15 protein-coding genes and 1 other RNA gene are annotated in these 16374 nt (G+C 42.7%); 11 read left to right on the forward strand and 5 right to left on the reverse strand.

The genetic code is table 11. The annotated features are described in order from the left end of the window. Position 1: 1 nt before the first annotated feature. From B3S92_RS01095 to B3S92_RS01125, 7 genes are all read left to right on the forward strand, one after another. On the forward strand, positions 2–769 hold the full coding sequence (locus B3S92_RS01095; RefSeq protein WP_296201973.1) for a C40 family peptidase: 768 nt from the start codon (positions 2–4) through the stop codon (positions 767–769). Beyond that, the gene (locus B3S92_RS01100; protein WP_296201975.1) at positions 753–1325 is read left to right on the forward strand and encodes a tail assembly protein; all 573 of its coding nucleotides are present in this window, start codon (positions 753–755) and stop codon (positions 1323–1325) included. The genes B3S92_RS01095 and B3S92_RS01100 overlap by 17 nt, the downstream gene beginning before the upstream one ends. Then, positions 1325–4699, forward strand: coding sequence for a host specificity protein J (locus B3S92_RS01105; protein WP_296201976.1), 3375 nt, complete (start codon positions 1325–1327; stop codon positions 4697–4699). The genes B3S92_RS01100 and B3S92_RS01105 overlap by 1 nt, the downstream gene beginning before the upstream one ends. Next, entirely contained in the window at positions 4699–5034 is a 336-nt protein-coding gene (locus tag B3S92_RS01110) for a hypothetical protein (protein WP_296201977.1), read from the forward strand. Before B3S92_RS01105 ends, B3S92_RS01110 begins: the two co-directional genes overlap by 1 nt. Next, positions 5034–5708, forward strand: coding sequence for a hypothetical protein (locus B3S92_RS01115; protein ID WP_296201979.1), 675 nt, complete (start codon positions 5034–5036; stop codon positions 5706–5708). Before B3S92_RS01110 ends, B3S92_RS01115 begins: the two co-directional genes overlap by 1 nt. Before the next feature lie 230 nt (positions 5709–5938). Continuing rightward, on the forward strand, positions 5939–6454 hold the full coding sequence (locus B3S92_RS01120) for a hypothetical protein (protein WP_296201980.1): 516 nt from the start codon (positions 5939–5941) through the stop codon (positions 6452–6454). 319 nt (positions 6455–6773) lie between these two features. Continuing rightward, positions 6774–7268 (forward strand): glycoside hydrolase family 108 protein, encoded by a 495-nt coding sequence (locus tag B3S92_RS01125; protein ID WP_296201982.1) that lies wholly within the window; start codon positions 6774–6776, stop codon positions 7266–7268. Between the two features lie 87 nt (positions 7269–7355). Here B3S92_RS01125 and ssrA read toward each other — a convergent pair. The 4 genes from ssrA to rpsF form a co-directional block, all read right to left on the reverse strand. After that, positions 7356–7713, reverse strand: a transfer-messenger RNA (tmRNA) gene (gene ssrA / locus B3S92_RS01130). Between the two features lie 168 nt (positions 7714–7881). Beyond that, the gene (gene rplI, locus B3S92_RS01135) at positions 7882–8382 is read right to left on the reverse strand and encodes a 50S ribosomal protein L9 (protein ID WP_296201983.1); all 501 of its coding nucleotides are present in this window, start codon (positions 8380–8382) and stop codon (positions 7882–7884) included. Positions 8383–8401: 19 nt separating this feature from the next. Next, positions 8402–8629, reverse strand: coding sequence for a 30S ribosomal protein S18 (gene rpsR / locus B3S92_RS01140; protein WP_007395263.1), 228 nt, complete (start codon positions 8627–8629; stop codon positions 8402–8404). 26 nt (positions 8630–8655) lie between these two features. Then, positions 8656–9060 (reverse strand): 30S ribosomal protein S6, encoded by a 405-nt coding sequence (gene rpsF / locus B3S92_RS01145; protein WP_077451993.1) that lies wholly within the window; start codon positions 9058–9060, stop codon positions 8656–8658. 461 nt (positions 9061–9521) lie between these two features. On the opposite strand from rpsF, the gene B3S92_RS01150 reads away from it, so the two are divergent. The 4 genes from B3S92_RS01150 to B3S92_RS01165 all read left to right on the forward strand — a co-directional run bounded on the left by B3S92_RS01150 (position 9522) and on the right by B3S92_RS01165 (position 15886). After that, positions 9522–10226 (forward strand): NAD(P)H-binding protein, encoded by a 705-nt coding sequence (locus B3S92_RS01150; protein ID WP_296201986.1) that lies wholly within the window; start codon positions 9522–9524, stop codon positions 10224–10226. A 66-nt stretch (positions 10227–10292) separates the two neighbouring features. Then, positions 10293–10808, forward strand: a complete 516-nt coding sequence (gene rraA / locus B3S92_RS01155; RefSeq protein ID WP_296202128.1) for a ribonuclease E activity regulator RraA — start codon at positions 10293–10295, stop codon at positions 10806–10808. Positions 10809–11110: 302 nt separating this feature from the next. Further along, positions 11111–14857 (forward strand): transcription-repair coupling factor, encoded by a 3747-nt coding sequence (gene mfd, locus B3S92_RS01160; protein WP_296201988.1) that lies wholly within the window; start codon positions 11111–11113, stop codon positions 14855–14857. Positions 14858–15451: 594 nt separating this feature from the next. Continuing rightward, entirely contained in the window at positions 15452–15886 is a 435-nt protein-coding gene (locus B3S92_RS01165) for an HIT domain-containing protein (RefSeq protein WP_007395256.1), read from the forward strand. Positions 15887–15960: 74 nt separating this feature from the next. On the opposite strand, the gene fdx is transcribed toward B3S92_RS01165, so the two are convergent. Next, positions 15961–16299: an ISC system 2Fe-2S type ferredoxin gene (gene fdx, locus B3S92_RS01170; RefSeq protein ID WP_296201992.1), complete on the reverse strand. Its 339-nt coding sequence runs from the start codon at positions 16297–16299 to the stop codon at positions 15961–15963. Positions 16300–16374: the final 75 nt, after the last annotated feature.

Here is a 16374-nt window from a genome sequence, read left to right on the forward strand (position 1 = left end):
CATGAAACTGACTAAAAAAGCAAAAGACGCAATCATTGAGCATGCAAAGCAATGCTACCCACGCGAATGTTGCGGCCTCATCATTAATCGTCAGTATGTACCATGCAATAATATTGCCAGTCGTTCAGAGGATTTTGTGATTGACCCGCGTGACTTGGTAAAAGCAGAAGAGCTTGGTAAAGTGCAAGCGATTGTACACAGTCATCCAGACGGCACTTGTCAGCCTTCTTTAGTTGATAATCAAAACATTGATAAGCATGGCGTACCGTGGGTTATTGTCGGATATCCTGAAATTGAATTTGGTATCTATTACGAGGGTGTCAAACAGCCACTTATCAATCGTCAGTATGTTCATGGCGAATTAGATTGCTTTACTATCATCAAAGACTACTATGAGCGTGAGCTTGATATTACGCTTGATGATTTTGAGCGCGTTGACCGCTGGTGGGAAACGGCAGAGTCCAGTCTGTATCTTGATAACTATAAATCACAAGGTTTCATCGAGGTTGATGAATTACAACGTCACGATATTATTTTATGTGCTGTGCAACCCACTAAGCAAGTAAACCACGCTTTAATATACTTGGGTGATGACGGCAGTCTAAAATCAGAAGATACCGAACCTTGCATTGGTGATCATATCATTTTGCATCATCCGTATGGCAGACGCTCAAAACGTGAGATTTATGGTAATGCCTGGCAAGGTCGTACAGCCTTAATCATTAGACATAAAACTTTATTTGGTGATGAGAATGCTGAAAAAGATTGAGCTACACGGAGTATTGGCTGACAAATTTGGCAAATACTTTGAACTAGACGTAGCAACCCCGCGCGAAGCATGCGAAGCCTTAAGTTATCAAATACCAGGCTTTAGAAAGTTTATGAAGACCGCTCATGATAGCGGTCTTTTTTTTGCTGTGTATAACGATGACAACAATATCGGACCTGAAGAGATTGAGCAGCAAACAGGGGCATCTATCATTCGCATCGTCCCCAAGATTATCGGCTCAGGTGGTGACTCATTGGGGATTTTGCAAGTGGTGGCAGGCGTAGCTCTTATTGGGCTAAGTTTTACGCCATTTGGTGCCCCTTTTTCAAGTGCATTGATGGGAGCAGGTGCAGGGCTATTGTTGGGGGGTGCAACAACGCTATTAATGCCTACACCAAAAATCGACCCGCGAGACCCTAGCGAGAATAAGCCAAATTACGGCTATGGCGGGGCGGTCACAAGTGTTAAATCCGGTAACTGCGTACCATTACAGTATGGCCGTGGCCGCATTGGCGCGCATCTACTAGGCGGTATGAGTGTAAGCGAGGACACATAATGCAATTAATCTATGGCTCCAAGGCTGGACAAAAAAAGCCACATACGCCGCGTATATCTGACGATACTGTTGCGTCTATTACTAAGATTACAGCCCTTTATTTGCTGGGCGAGGGTGAAATACGTGGCTTAGTTAACGGCTCAAAAAGCATTTACTTCGAAGACACACCACTTGAAGATGAGAACGGCCATCGTAACTTTGAAAACGTAGAATGGGAAATTCGACACGGTACTGTTGATCAGACTCATATACCTGGTGTGCCTAGTGCCAGTACTGAGAGAGTGATCAACACAGAGTTGCGCAGTAGTGTACCATGGACTCGCCTAATAACTGATATCGAGTTATCTAGTATCAACGTCAATGTGTCGTGGCCACGTCTGTCAAAAATGGAAGACAATGGCGATGTAAACGGTACCACAGTAGATTACGCTATCGACGTACGTACAGATGGTGGCGCTTGGGTGACTATGGTCAGCAAATCACTTACTGCAAAGACATCTGGCCGCTATCAACGTACTCACAATATCCCGCTGCCGGATGCTAATAATAACTGGCAGGTCCGTGTCCGTAAAATCACAGAGGATGGTGATAACGAGCGTCTATTTAATCAGATGCACATTGATAGCATTGCTGAGATTATTGACGCTAAATTATGCTATCCACACTCCGCTGTTATCAAGCTAACATGGGACTCACGTGCATTTGGCAACACTCCAAAAGTATCGTTTGAGACATATGGTCGTTATGTCAAGGTGCCTGTTAATTATGATGCAGAGACCCGAAAGAGCACTGGTATTTGGACTGGCGAATTCAAAGAAGCTTTTACAACAAATCCAGCTTGGATTTACTATGACCTAATCACAAATGATAGATATGGCCTAGGCAACAAATTAAAGCCGTACATGATCAACAAGTGGGCCATTGAGCATATCGCAAAAATCTGTGATGTCATGGTCGATGACGGTAAAGGTGGGTTAGAGCCTCGCTATACCTGCAACTTATATCTACAGACGGCTGAAACAGCTTTTGACGTACTGCAACATATTGCTGGCATCTTCCGTGGCATGGCATTTTGGAATGGGTCACAAATCATATTAGACGCAGATACCTATAAAGACTGTGATTATGTGATTACCCGTGCCAACGTTATAAATGGCGAGTTTGTTAAGACCGGTACAGCTGCGAACGAACGTCACACTATCGCAAAAGTTGGCTACTCGAACCCAGATAATAACTACGAAGTAGATTATGTCTTTGTACGTAACGAGCGGGCTATCGCCGAGATTGGCATCAACATACTTGATTTATCAGCTATCGCTTGTACTAGCGAGGGTGAAGCTTATCGCTTTGGCTTAGCTGCTTTATTAACTGAACAGAATAGAACGCAAACCGTATCATTTACCATGGGTTTAGATGGTGCATTACCAAGTGTGGGTGACCGTATTGATATCCCGGATATTATGTTCACTGGTCACAATACTGGTGGGCGTATATCTAGTGTTAATAAAGATCGTACAGTCATTACTGTTGACAGAGACAATGTGCCTGTATCACCAGGCGACAAGTTGGTTGTTAACTTAGAATCTGGCAAAGCACAAACTCGTGAAACTCTGTCGATCAATGGCCGAGAAATCACTGTCAGCAAGCCATTTGATGCGGTATCACGCGAGAACGTGTGGGCAGTAAGTAGCGATGAACTGCCAACTATGTCGTTTATCGTACTGTCAGTACGTGCAAACGAGGACGGCACACAGTATAGCTACACAGCACTGCAATACGATGCAACCCTGCAGCAGCAGATTGACAATGGCACTATTATTGAGAATAAGCCGCCGCTGCCACCGCTTGTGTCAATGATCATTGATGCGCCACAGTCAATAGCTCTATCTACTCGTCATCGCATTGAGCAAGCGCAAACTATCACTACGCTTGTAATAACTTGGGAGCAAGTAAAAGATGCTGTTGCGTATGACGTCGAGTGGCGAAAAGATGATGGCGATTGGATAAGCGTACCACGCACAGGTAATATTTCAGTGGAGGTTGATGGTGTGTACAGTGGCAATTATATTGCCCGCGTGCGTGCTGTCAGTGCGTTTGATGCTGTCTCAAAGCCTATCACATCTACTCTAACAAAAGTTGAAGGCAAGGCTGGCAAGCCGCCAAGTTTGTTGTCATTAAAAGCCACCGGCACTTTATTTGGCATGGAGCTTAATTGGTCATTTGCAAAAGGCTCAGGTGACGCTGCTTACACTGAAATACAAGTTGCATCTGCCCCAGATACTAATGTGGCTCTACTTGGACAGTACAGCTATCCAACCAACAACGCCAAGCTTAACGGCTTACAAAACGGACTGGTGCAGTATTACCGTGGCCGTATTGTCGACAAACTAGGTTTTAAGGGTGACTGGAGTAACTGGGTCAAAGGCCAAGTGCTTAATGACTCAAGCCAAGTGCTAGATTTAATTGCCGGTGATATTGAGCAGTCGCATCTACATCAAGAGCTAGGCGAAAAAATAGACAAGATTGACATTGTTGACGATAAAGTATCGCAGGAAACTAGAGACAGAATACAGGCAATCATTGACGCAGAGTCTAAGATTGATAAAAAAGCTAATCAAGCTGACTTTATACAGTTTCAGGAAGATACGAGCAACGAGTTCGGCGTGCAAGGCGAAAAACTGGAAGGTGTTATTGCTGACTATCGTCCGCGTCACGCCGATAAAAACCGACATGCTGATAAGAGTAGGTCTGCCCAGTGGACATACTGGAAAACTGTTGCTCGTGATAACTATGCAACAAATGAGCGTATCACTGTATTGCAGTCTGATGTCGCAGACAGCAATGCGACATACACTCAAAGTCTGAAAACCCTTGCAACATCAACCGAGGCGTTAGCCAGTAAGACTGATACCCTGCAAACCACGGTTAGCGGCAATACAGCGAGCATTCAGCAACACAGTAAGTCTATCAATGGTCTATCGGCTGAGCACACTTTAACGCTTGACGTTAACGGTTATGTTACAGGGGTTGGTAATTATAACGACGGCAAAAAAGGCAGCTTTGCAATTAGAGTTGACGAGTTTTGGATCGCTTCCCCGGATAACAAGTCCAAAGTTAGACCCTTAGTCTATTATCCAAGTTCAACCACTATTAATGGGGTTGTCGTCCCGAATGGGCTGTATCTTGACGGCAATATCTTTGCAAAAGGCTCAATTACAGCAGATAAGATACACGCTGAGTCATTATCGGCTTTAACAGCAAACATCGGTCACTTTAAGTCAGCACCATCTGGGGCTAGGCTTGAGATTAAAGATAGTGTGCTAGAGGTTTACGACAGTAATAACAGATTACGTGTTCGCATGGGGGTTTGGTAATGCCGCAAGGGTTGCAAGTTTTTGATGAAAATGGCAAAGAGGTGTTTAACTCAAGCACTAGAACCTTCCAAGTTATAAAGAAGGTAGTGTTTAAAAAAGATACTTCCCTAACTATAAGCCACCCACTTTTCAACAAAGATTCAGGGTTAACCCCTATGTTTATTGTGTCCCCTGCATTTTTTGGGGGTAAGGTAGCTAGCATTGAGCATCTCGGTGGAGACACTATCAGGCTCGACATGGTTGAAGGCGGTAAGTTTGAGCAAACAGCCCCTTGGATAGGCACTAGCTACTTTAACGACCATTCAAATATGACTCTGTTATTAGGGGTATACTGATGGCTGACTATCATGGTTTTCAGGTTCTTAGTGAGCGTGGGGATGTTCAATTATCTGACAAGGCTTACGATATAACTTGGCAAAACGCAACTGAGTTGAAGGGTGAAGGAGAGTTCTCTGGAGACTTTATAGCTGTCGAACCAAGAGATGGCGAAACCTTCTACCCTTTTCCACTTAAACTACGCATAGGTGGGTGGTCTGATGATACGGTGTTTGCAGATATTAACCCAGATAAAATACAAATGTATAAGGGTAGTGGTAGGGTACATTTTTTTGGATATACAACCACTCCGCCAGTTGGTGAGAACTTTGGGCTTCAAGTGTTCAATGAAAACAAAGAGCTGACGTTTTCTAGTGGGATGTTGAGCTTAGACATTTTAGAGGTTGTTGAGGTAGATGATGTTAGGATAAATACCAACTCTGTCATATCAAGACACTTTGTAGGTGACAGAAAGGTAGCCATAGTCCCACTAGGAAATCCCTTTCTGATGGTTAGGGAAGGGGATAAATACGACCACTTTGATGTGTGGTCTGCAAGTTTTAGTAGGGAAGGTCAATATATAGTGACAAAGTACATAAAGTCTAGGGAGTCTTATATACCCTCATTTATAGGTTTTAGGTATACCTCAAGGTCATCACTTCAATTCTTAATAATCGACTTAAAGGGGTTTTAAAATGAAGAATCTAGTTGTAATTTTCTTTCTCTTATCCTCTGGCTGTACTGCTAGAAGCGATTACAGGGAGAATTTCAATGATAAAACACACACCTCTGACGCACTTTACAAAATATCTCAAGATGATATTAAAGACAGAATAGAAGCAGACCGTTTTGAAAGGCTGCTTCTAAATAAGAAAACACAATAACCACCTTCAGGTGGTTTTTTTATATCTAAAAGGGGGCGATATGCTCAAAAAGATTTTAAGCTGCGGCATTTGCATCAAAAAACAAATGCTGTGGCTGTTAGCTGCATTGCTGCTACTAATGACAGCGGCGGTAGCAAGCTCGGGAAAACCTCCAGACACTGTAACTCTAAACAATTACGGTGTAGGAGTGCCATTCCTCAAATCGTGGATTTCGATTTGGATTTTTGCCGCGGCCGGTGGTGCAGGGTCGCTATTTTTTAAGATTAAAGCGATTGACGAGCACTTTCGCTTTTTGATGATTGCTAAACCGTTCTTAGGGCTGTTTGGCGCTTTATCACTGTGCCTGGTGCTAGCAAGCAGCGTAGAGCCGCAGCCGCCTGTAATGTCGGCTTATGCGTTTGTAGCCGCTTTATTGTCAGCACCAATTTTGCAAGCATTGTTAGCTGTTGCATCACTGCCTCGCAATCAGGCCGAGCTGTTTAATACTATAAACCCATTTAAGTTCAAAGTTGTAGTAGATGATGACAACAAAGGAGCGCTAGATGACAAGTCTTAATTTCAACTTAAGCGCTGTCGTGTGCATTTTGGCAGCAGCTTATGGGTTTCGCATCTTGATCAAACATCTGCATATTGCTCGCCGCGACATGCGCACAGTAGCTTGTGATGCATTGCCTGTCATCCTAGGTACTTTATCATGGGCAACCGCAGCACTGATATTTTTAGAAATGCCAGTAACGTACAGCTCGCCGATTGAGCTGCAAAGGGTGTTTATGGTTATAACTTGGTGTTGGTTAATTAGCAGATACCGACGATGCAAAACTAAACGATTACGCCCGCGCAACTAGCGGGCTTTTTTACGTATAAAGGATTTAAAAATGAGCAAATTTAATGAGTTTTTTGACAGATTAATGCAGCACGAGGGCGGCTATGTGAACCATCCGAACGACCCAGGCGGTGAGACGATGTGGGGCGTCACTAAACGAGTTGCACAGGCACACGGATATTATGGACCTATGCGTCAATTGCCAAAAAGTAAAGCCAGGGAGATAGCAACGACATCATACTGGTTAGCGGTTAGAGGTGATGATTTACCACCGGCTGTGGCTTGGCAGTTAGTGGATGCAGCATACAACCATGGGAACCGTAATGCGGTTAAGTTTTTACAACGTGCTGTTGGGGCGGTTGACGACGGCATTATCGGGCCACGCACGCTGTCAGCAGTAAAATCGATGGATGTTAATGACGTGGTTTTACTATTTAACGCAGAGCGATTGATGTTTTATACACAGTTAAGAACCTGGTCAGTGTTTGGTAAGGGATGGGCGAGGCGCATTGTTGGCAATCTAAGATATGCTGCTAAAGATAATTAGGATGACATGCTTTGAAGTAGAATCACGTCAAAATCTTGTCATAAAAAAAGCCCCTCTGGTGAGGGGCTTGATTTTATTACTAATATTTGGTGGAGATGGCGGGAGTTGAACCCGCGTCCGCCAGCACTACGCTCATGAATCTACATGTTTAGGGTCTGTCTTTAGTTTTAGCCCGCACCGAACCGACAGTCAGGTTGGATAGGGCGATCCTTTAAGTTTGAACCTAAGTGACTAAGGCAGACACTTAAGCGAACCCATATGCGTGCGCTTCAACTCATCTAACCCACTATGGGTAAAGGGCAGAGGAGTAAGCAGGGTTTAAGCTGCTAGAGCGTAAGTTTCGTCGTTTGCGACTATAACAATATATGTTTGATTTACGAGAGGACATATACTCTCGACATGCATCATTGAGTTTCATCACCAGCGTCGAAGCCAGAACATCCCCAATGGAACGAAACATTATATAGTTAAATTTGAATTAGTACAAGATTATCTTGGCAAATCTTACATAAGATAACATATTGATAAATTTAACTAATTAATAATTTTAGCATTAAAAAAGTCAGCCGAAGCTGACTTTTTCTTTAACAACTAAACTGTAGTAGGGCAGTTATTATTCTGCGTCTTCTTCAGCTTCTTGTTGTTGTTTTGCAGATTCTACATCACCATCTTCAGAAAGAATAGTAACTAGGATGCTAGCAAAGATGTCGTGGTGAAGTTGGATGTCAACGTTGTATTCACCCACTTGACGTAAAGTACCTTCAGGTAGCTTAACTTCAGCGCGGTCCACTTCAAGGCCAGACTTGGTTAAAGCATCAGCGATATCGCGAGTACCGATAGAACCGAATAGCTTACCATCTTCACCAGATTTAGCGCGCATGATAACGTTAACATCAGTTAACGCGTCAGCACGTTTCTGTGCAGCGGCTAATTCTTCAGCTTCGATAGCTTCAAGTTCAGCACGACGAGCTTCAAATTTCTCAACGTTAGCTGGAGTAGCTGGTAAAGCTTTACCTTGAGGGATTAAGTAGTTACGACCGTAACCTGATTTTACATCGACAGTTTCGCCAAGTTTACCAAGGTTGACGATACGCTGTAATAAAATAACTTGCATGAGTCACTCCTAAGTTGGCTTACTGATGGTTGTCAGTGTATGGAAGCAATGCTAAGTAACGAGCTTGTTTGATAGCAGTTGCTAATTGACGCTGATATTTGTTAGACGTACCAGTGATACGGCTAGGAACAATTTTACCATTGTCACTGATGTATTGTTTTAGTAGCTCTACATCTTTATAGTCGATGTGAGTGATACCTTCAGCGGTAAAACGGCAAAATTTGCGACGGCGATAAAAACGTGCCATGGATACTCTCCTTAAATGAGCTTAAATTATTCGTCAGAATCGTCGTTAGACTCATCATCCTGATCGTTGTCAAAGTTTTCGCTACGTGGAGCTTTACGTGCACGCTTCTCATCAGCGCTTTTCGCTAATTGTGAAGGCTCAGTAATAGCGTCGTCACGACGAACAACTAGGCTACGGATGATAGCGTCGTTATAACGGAACAGCTCTTCAAGCTCTGCTAGAGTTTCGCCATTACACTCAATGTTGAATAAAACATAGTGTGCTTTATGGATTTTGTTAATTGGGTAAGCCAATTGACGACGGCCCCAGTCTTCAAGACGGTGAACCATACCATTGTTGTCTTGAACCAATTTGATATATCGCTCAACCATACCGACTACTTGGTCGCTTTGGTCAGGGTGTACGATAAGCACCACTTCGTAATGTCTCATTTAGGACTCCTTACGGATTAGTAGCCATTGACCCCATGTCAACAGCAAGGAGATTTATAGCAGATACGAGGTAATTATTAGATTGTATCTACATCGAAATAAATTGGTGTTGCTGTTTATAAGCTAACAATAAATTTACTAATGCTATAAAGCGCCGGATTATAACAGTTAATGCTTTTTTTAACAAGCTTTGTATCAAATGATTTCAATTCTCAAGAACTGATTGAGACTCGCCCAAAAAATGTTTACAGTAACCTGCTGACAACATCTTTAATATTTTATCTTTAATATAAGATTGTTATTCCAATAGAAGTCTCAAATAACAATAAATAGAAGATATTGCTTTCATGATTAACAACTTTAATCCACCTTTGATTTTTATAGCTTTGATTTTTATAGCAAGGTGACCCTCAGCTGAGGCTGCACACGATAAAAAGTGTTATCAAACAGGTAAATAGGTTATGAAACGTAAAGCCATTGTAATAGGCGCAACAGGGCTAGTGGGTAAAAAACTAATTAGCCAACTTAACATTATGTATGACAGTCTGATTATTATCGCAAGAAAACCCCCAAAGCACATGTCAGCTCAGATGCAGTTTTATCAACTAGGAGATTTCAACAACCTAGAAGAAACTCTGGCCAATATATCGATTGGCCCGGATACAGATGCTTTTAGTTGTTTGGGTACCACAAAAAAGCAAGCAGGAAGCGATGAAGCCTTTAAACAGATTGATTATGACTACAATCTAAATTTCGCTAAAGCTTGCTATCAAAAAGGGGTTCAAAGATTTTTTATCTTGTCAGCCTTGGGTGCAGATACTAAAAGTCGCTTCTTTTATAATCGAGTTAAAGGCAATCTTGAGAAGTCTTTGGCGGAGATTGGCTTTAACGAACTCGTTATCTTCCAGCCGTCGTTATTACTGGGTAAGCACAAAGGTCGGCTATTAGAAAATACCGCACAGAGCGCTTATAAGCTGATTTCACCTTTGGTTCCTAAAACCATGCGTGCACGGCCTATTGAGGCTGAGCGTGTGGCTGCTGCCATGGCGATGACGGCACAAAATATATATGAGCGTCATAGAGTTTCAGGGATAGAGAATACTAGAAATAAAGTGACGGTCATTGACAATAAACAAATGCTTGCGATGACTCAGCTAAAGTCTTAAGCTAATCAGACGCTTTTTTTTATTTTATAAGCCAATAATAAATAAGGAAATAACACCATGACTGAGATGACCAAAACCAACTTTGTAACTTGTGATTTGTTGGATGCTAATCCAGAAAGCCAAGTTTGCTTGCCTAATATTGAAGGGAAGTCTTTTTATAGCTTCGGTGGTAAGGATAAATTCTGTGGTGAAATCGTTACTGTAAAATGCTTTGAAGACAATAGCAGGGTAAAAGAGCTACTGAATACCGAAGGTCGTGATAGTAATGGTGAAGGCAAAATCTTAGTGGTTGATGGCGGGGGCTCTATGCGCTGTGCCTTATTGGGCGATATGATTGCTCAATCTGCTATCGATAATGGCTGGTCAGGAGTTGTGGTGTATGGCTGTGTGCGTGATGTTGATGACATGGCGCAAATGGATATTGGAGTAATGGCTCTAGGCTGCATCCCTCGCAAATCAAACCGTCGTGGTGAAGGTCAGACTGATATTGAAATTAGCTTTGGCGATATGACCTTAAATTCAGGCATGTATGTCTATGCCGATAACAATGGCATCATCGCCAGCGAAAAGCCATTGATTTAAGAGTAGTCTCTTATTCGGCAAAACCAGTCGTTTATTAATATAGAATTACTTATTAATTAATAGCGGACGGCTTATAGCTAGTCTGTAGTTAAAACTTTAAAAGGCCAACACAGCAATGTACTGCTTTGTTGGCCTTTTTTACTAAAACTCAGGCAGTAAATTATTTTTTATAATGAATTAGCGGTGCTTTAATAATCATTTGTAGTCCTCTTTTTAGCTCGTATAATAGAGACTTTATTGATAAGTAGCTGCGACTTTCTCTCAGCCCATTGGTCTTCGTTAAGGAAATTTACCACAATATTATGCCTAAACTCTCTAAGCATCCTCTTACTGATATTTTTACCTCTACCAATGAAGCCCTATTTCCTATAGATAACTCACAAAGGCGCTGGCTGTATCCGGCTCATGCTGCTGCAGGCAGTCTTTGGTTGGCCAGTCTAACAGACTGCCCCGTAGCCAATGTTGCCAATCGACTTAAGGTAGTTGTCACCAAAGACCAAAACCAGCTCAATCAAATCGAAACGGAGTTGGCTTTTTGTGGAGTGGATGCTTATGTGTTCCCAGATTGGGAAATACTGACCTATGATGAGCTGTCGCCGCATCAAGATATTGTTAGTGAGCGAATCAACCTGCTTACAGAAATGCCAAAAAGCGGCATTTTATTAATCAGTATCCAAACTTTAATGCAGCGAGTGGCGCCGCCAAGTTGGCTGATTGGTCAGCATTTTGATTTAAGTGTGGGCGATATATTTGACATAAATGAGCAGCGAGAGATGTTGGCCGCCGCAGGCTACCGGGCTGTAGATAATGTATTTGAGCCTGGTGAATTTGCGGTACGAGGCAGCGTCATTGATATCTTCGCTATGGGTCAGCCGTTTCCACTACGCTTGGATTTGTTCGACAATGAAATTGAGACCATAAAGTTCTTTAATCCCCAAACCCAGCGCACTTTATCGACTGAGACCTTAGTTGAAATAGTGTCCTCCCGATCAGATTCGGATAGTGCGACTAAACATGATTTAACGGTCGAGTCCTTGTCTTTATTACATAAATTACCAGACGTTTCTAAGCCCATTACCGAATTTCAGATCCTGCCAGCCAAAGAATTTCCTTTGGAGGAAGGCAAGGAGATGTTCCGTAATAACTTCGCGGCCATGTTCCCCAATGTTAGCAGTCGCCGATTTGAGCTACATAAAGATGTGATGGCGGGTATAGCCAGTAGTGGCCTTGAATACTATCAGCCGCTTTTCTTTGATTTAGAGGATTGGAGTCAGACCGGACATCTATTTACTTATTTACCTCAAGATGCGCTGTTTATTATTGATGAAAACATAGCGGAGTCTCAGGCAGATTATTGGTCACAAATACAGCGCCGTTATGAAGAGCGCCGTCATGATATTGATAAGCCTGTTTTAGACCCAAAACTGCTTTATTTGCCCAGCAATGAAACCAATGAAAAGTTAAATGCTTATCCTCGTATTATTTTAAGTCAAAATGAACTACAGGCCGCAGAGAGTAGTCAAGCTGGTAAGGTACGTTTGCCTGCCGTTATGCCCCCTGAGCTGCCAGTCAGTCACCAAAAAGCTGAGCCTTTGTTAGAGCTATTAACTTATGCAGAAGGTCAGTGGGGCGATCATGAAGCAGAGCGTAAGGAAGATATAGATAAGCCGCTGCCTCGTCCCATATTGGTGGTGGCGGAAACTGCCGGTCGCCGTGAGATTTTATTAGAGCTATTCCGTGGAAAAATTGACGTTAAAACCTTTGATAATTTACAGCAGTTTCTACACAGTGATCTTTATCGAGATAATGAACAAGCCGAGGGTAATAAGCCCACGGTAGGCTTGACCATTGCCCCGATAGAACGAGGGGCAGTAATAGCCAATCATTTATCGATCATTAGTGAAACCCAGCTATTTGGTAGGCAAGTGCTGCAAACCCGTCGCCGTCGTCAAAGTGATGTGTCAGAAGAGTTCCTAATCAAAAGTGTGACTGAGCTGACCGAAGGCAGCCCAGTGGTTCATATTAACCAAGGTATTGGCCGCTACCATGGCTTAGTTACTTTGGATGCTGGCGAAGGTGAGCAAGAGTTTATTCATTTAAAATACGCTGACGATGCCAGTATCTATGTCCCAGTGGCCAATTTGCAGTTGATTAGCCGTTATAGTGGCGGCGATCCTGCCTTAGCGCCTTTACATAAGATTGGCAGTGGCAAATGGGACAAAGCAAAACAAAAAGCTTTAGAGCAAATTCATGATGTGGCTGCAGAGCTGCTGAATATGCAGGCCCGCCGTCAGGCTAAAGAGGGCATTCATTTTAAAGTCGATACGGCACAGTATGAGCTGTTTGCCAGTCAGTTTGCTTTTGAAGAGACACCGGATCAGGCTAATGCTATTGATGCAGTCATACATGACATGAAGCAAAACAAGCCTATGGACCGGCTCATCTGTGGTGATGTGGGCTTTGGTAAAACCGAAGTAGCGATGCGAGCTGCTTTTATCGCCGTTAATAGTGGTTATCAAGTGGCGGTATTGGTTCCGACGACCTTGCTGGCGGGACAACACGAGGATAACTTCAAAGACCGCTTTGCTGATTGGCCAATCCGTATCGAAACCTTGTCTCGCTTTGGTGGCAAAAAATATCAAGATCAAGTGCTAGAGGACTTGGCTGCTGGCAAGGTCGATATTGTTATTGGCACTCATAAGCTGCTGCAAAAAGACGTTAAATTCGCCAACTTAGGGCTAATGATTGTCGATGAGGAGCATCGCTTTGGGGTCCGTCATAAAGAGCGTATCAAAGCGATCCAAAGTGACGTTGACAGTTTATCGATGACCGCCACACCGATTCCTAGAACCTTAAATATGGCCTTGTCTGGCATGCGTGATATGTCAATTATTGCTACGCCGCCGGCAAGACGCTTGGCCATTAAAACCTTTGTGATGCAAAAGACGGATCAGCTTATGAAAGAGGCTATTTTGCGTGAATTATTGCGCGGTGGTCAGGTCTATCTATTGCACAACGATGTGGCCAGTATTGAGCGTATGGCAGAGAATATCCGCGAGCTGGTACCTGAAGCTCGGGTAGGGGTGGCACACGGTCAAATGAATGAGCGTGGGCTAGAGCAGGTGATGCAGCAGTTCTATCACAAAAAGTTTAACGTGCTGGTGTGTACTACTATTATTGAAACCGGTATTGATGTGCCTAATGCCAATACCATTATCATTGAGCGCGCTGATAAATTTGGTCTAGCACAGTTGCACCAGTTACGTGGCCGAGTGGGACGCAGTCACCATCAAGCCTATTGTTATCTGTTAGTTCCTTCCATCAAGGGATTAAAAGGCGATGCCAAAAAGCGTCTACGTGCCGTTGAAAGGGCCAATACCTTAGGGGCAGGCTTTATGCTGGCCAGTGAGGATCTAGAAATACGCGGTGCAGGGGAAATCTTAGGCAAGCAGCAAAGTGGTAATATGCAAGCCATTGGGTTTAGCCTGTACATGGATATGCTAGAACGGGCTACCAAAGCTATTAAAGCAGGTAAAGAGCCGGACTTAAATACGCCATTATCTTTGACCAGTGATATTAACTTGCACTGCTCAGCGCTGATTCCAGAAGACTATGTCAATGATGTGCCGCAGCGACTGTTATTCTATAAACGCATCAGTAATGCACAAGACAAAGATACTTTAACCGATATTAGAACCGAGATGATTGATAGGTTTGGGGCGCTACCCGATCAAACAAGGCAGCTATTTGCCATTCATCAGCTTCGGGTTCAGGCTGAGCCTTTGGCCATCTACAAGATAGATGCCACTAGCAGCAGTGTGGTGTTAGAGTTTGCCCCAGATACCCCAGTTGAAGCTTTAGCTATTATTCAGTTAATTCAATCAGATAGCAATCGCTACCGCATGAATGGAGCATCCGGTATTCGTTACACCAATCCGGATAAGCTGCAAACTCCGCAGCAACGTGTGGAGGTGGTACGTGAGTTGTTAAATCACTTCTCAAAACATGTGACCGAAGTGCAAAAGGAGAACAGTAACAACAACCAGTAGAATTAAGCTTACTCTATTACCAAAGTTATTATGTCGTTATGGTGCTTTAATCTAATTGTCATAGCGTTTTAATCTAACTGTCATCAACTATTAGTATCTTATAGTCATCAAACAAGAGCATGACATAAATAATAAAATAAGAGATGAATAAGGAGAGACAGGAAATGATGATTAATAACGCTATTGATTTGGAAGATTTGCAAGTCCCAGAGTGGTTTGAGGATGAAGCAGAAGATGCAGTTGAGATGTAATGCAAACCAGTAAGGTCTAAACCTAAATCATGGCAGATGATGGATAAGAAACAAAAAATTAGGGATGATAATAATAACAGCAGGAATAGAATAATAAAAAATACTGAAAGTGCAAGTAGCTTGTGGCTTTTAACAGAACCGTTCAGTGGCTACCACTAGGTCGGTAGACATTGAGGGTAAGGCAGTCTTGAGTTCTCAAGGCTGCTTTTTTATGTTTATAAACTTATTAACAGCTCGCTTATTTTCTGTAAAAGATTAAACCTGTGTTAGTATCTATAATATCAAGCCAATACCTGATAAAATATCGGCTTGCAGAATCATTAAAATAATTAAGAGAGCCAATATGTTTCAACTTCATCCAACACTAGCTAAAGATTCGTTTTTAGTTGGAGACTTTCCGCTATCTACTTGTCGTCTAATTAATGACTGCCAGTTTCCTTGGTTGATTTTGGTACCTAGAGTGGCGGGTGTACAAGAGATTTATGAATTATCACCAGCGGACCAAGCTCAGTTTTTACGTGAGTCAAGCTGGCTATCGAGTCAGATGGCTAAGACCTTTAATGCTGATAAGATGAATGTGGCCGCTTTAGGCAATCAAGTACCACAGCTACATTTCCATCATATTGTTCGCTATCAGAACGACTTAGCTTGGCCAAATCCAGTATGGGGAACGCCAGCAGTACCTTATACTCAAGAAGTTTACTTGGCTATGCAGCAGACGCTTATGATGGCATTACGTGGCCATAATCAAATGCCTTTTGATTGGCAAATGCAATAATTTTCTTGCCATAAAAAAAGACACCCAGTTGGGTGTCTTTTTTTTATCAAATCATTGTAAATACAGGACGTGTCTTAGTGGTTTTCACTAGCATGGTTGAGGGTGTATTTTGGAATCTCAACCACTAGGTCTGTGTCTTCAACTTGAACCTGGCAGGATAGACGCGAGTCAGGCTCTAGTCCCCAAGCTCTGTCTAATAAGTCAGCTTCAATATCGTCCATCTCATCTAGACTGTTAAAGCCTTTACGCACAATCACGTGACAGGTAGTACAGGCTTTAGACATCTCACAGGCATGCTCAATTTTGAAGCCTTTTTCTAACAGGCCTTTACATAAGTTTTGACCGCTTTCAAGTTCGACTTCAGCACCTTCTGGGCATATCTCATGATGGGGCAATAATGTAATCTTAGGCATAAAAAATTCCAACTTTTAGTTATTAGTAAAATCTGTTTTGCAGTATCTGTATTAAAGAGTAGAGCTATATAATTA

The organism is Psychrobacter sp. UBA3962, assembly GCF_002385225.1.
Classification (GTDB): domain Bacteria; phylum Pseudomonadota; class Gammaproteobacteria; order Pseudomonadales; family Moraxellaceae; genus Psychrobacter.

Bases quoted from the DNA above. Each gene is read 5' to 3' on its own strand.
- B3S92_RS01100 (WP_296201975.1), top strand. From the start codon at position 753: ATGCTGAAAAAGATTGAGCTACACGGAGTATTGGCTGACAAATTTGGC.
- B3S92_RS01110 (WP_296201977.1), top strand. From the start codon at position 4,699: ATGCCGCAAGGGTTGCAAGTTTTTGATGAAAATGGCAAAGAGGTGTTT.
- rplI (WP_296201983.1), bottom strand. From the start codon at position 8,382: ATGCAAGTTATTTTATTACAGCGTATCGTCAACCTTGGTAAACTTGGC.
- B3S92_RS01165 (WP_007395256.1), top strand. From the start codon at position 15,452: ATGTTTCAACTTCATCCAACACTAGCTAAAGATTCGTTTTTAGTTGGA.
- B3S92_RS01120 (WP_296201980.1), top strand. From the start codon at position 5,939: ATGCTCAAAAAGATTTTAAGCTGCGGCATTTGCATCAAAAAACAAATG.
- rpsR (WP_007395263.1), bottom strand. From the start codon at position 8,629: ATGGCACGTTTTTATCGCCGTCGCAAATTTTGCCGTTTTACCGCTGAA.
- B3S92_RS01105 (WP_296201976.1), top strand. From the start codon at position 1,325: ATGCAATTAATCTATGGCTCCAAGGCTGGACAAAAAAAGCCACATACG.
- fdx (WP_296201992.1), bottom strand. From the start codon at position 16,299: ATGCCTAAGATTACATTATTGCCCCATCATGAGATATGCCCAGAAGGT.
- B3S92_RS01125 (WP_296201982.1), top strand. From the start codon at position 6,774: ATGAGCAAATTTAATGAGTTTTTTGACAGATTAATGCAGCACGAGGGC.
- B3S92_RS01095 (WP_296201973.1), top strand. From the start codon at position 2: ATGAAACTGACTAAAAAAGCAAAAGACGCAATCATTGAGCATGCAAAG.
- B3S92_RS01150 (WP_296201986.1), top strand. From the start codon at position 9,522: ATGAAACGTAAAGCCATTGTAATAGGCGCAACAGGGCTAGTGGGTAAA.
- rraA (WP_296202128.1), top strand. From the start codon at position 10,293: ATGACCAAAACCAACTTTGTAACTTGTGATTTGTTGGATGCTAATCCA.
- mfd (WP_296201988.1), top strand. From the start codon at position 11,111: ATGCCTAAACTCTCTAAGCATCCTCTTACTGATATTTTTACCTCTACC.
- rpsF (WP_077451993.1), bottom strand. From the start codon at position 9,060: ATGAGACATTACGAAGTGGTGCTTATCGTACACCCTGACCAAAGCGAC.
- B3S92_RS01115 (WP_296201979.1), top strand. From the start codon at position 5,034: ATGGCTGACTATCATGGTTTTCAGGTTCTTAGTGAGCGTGGGGATGTT.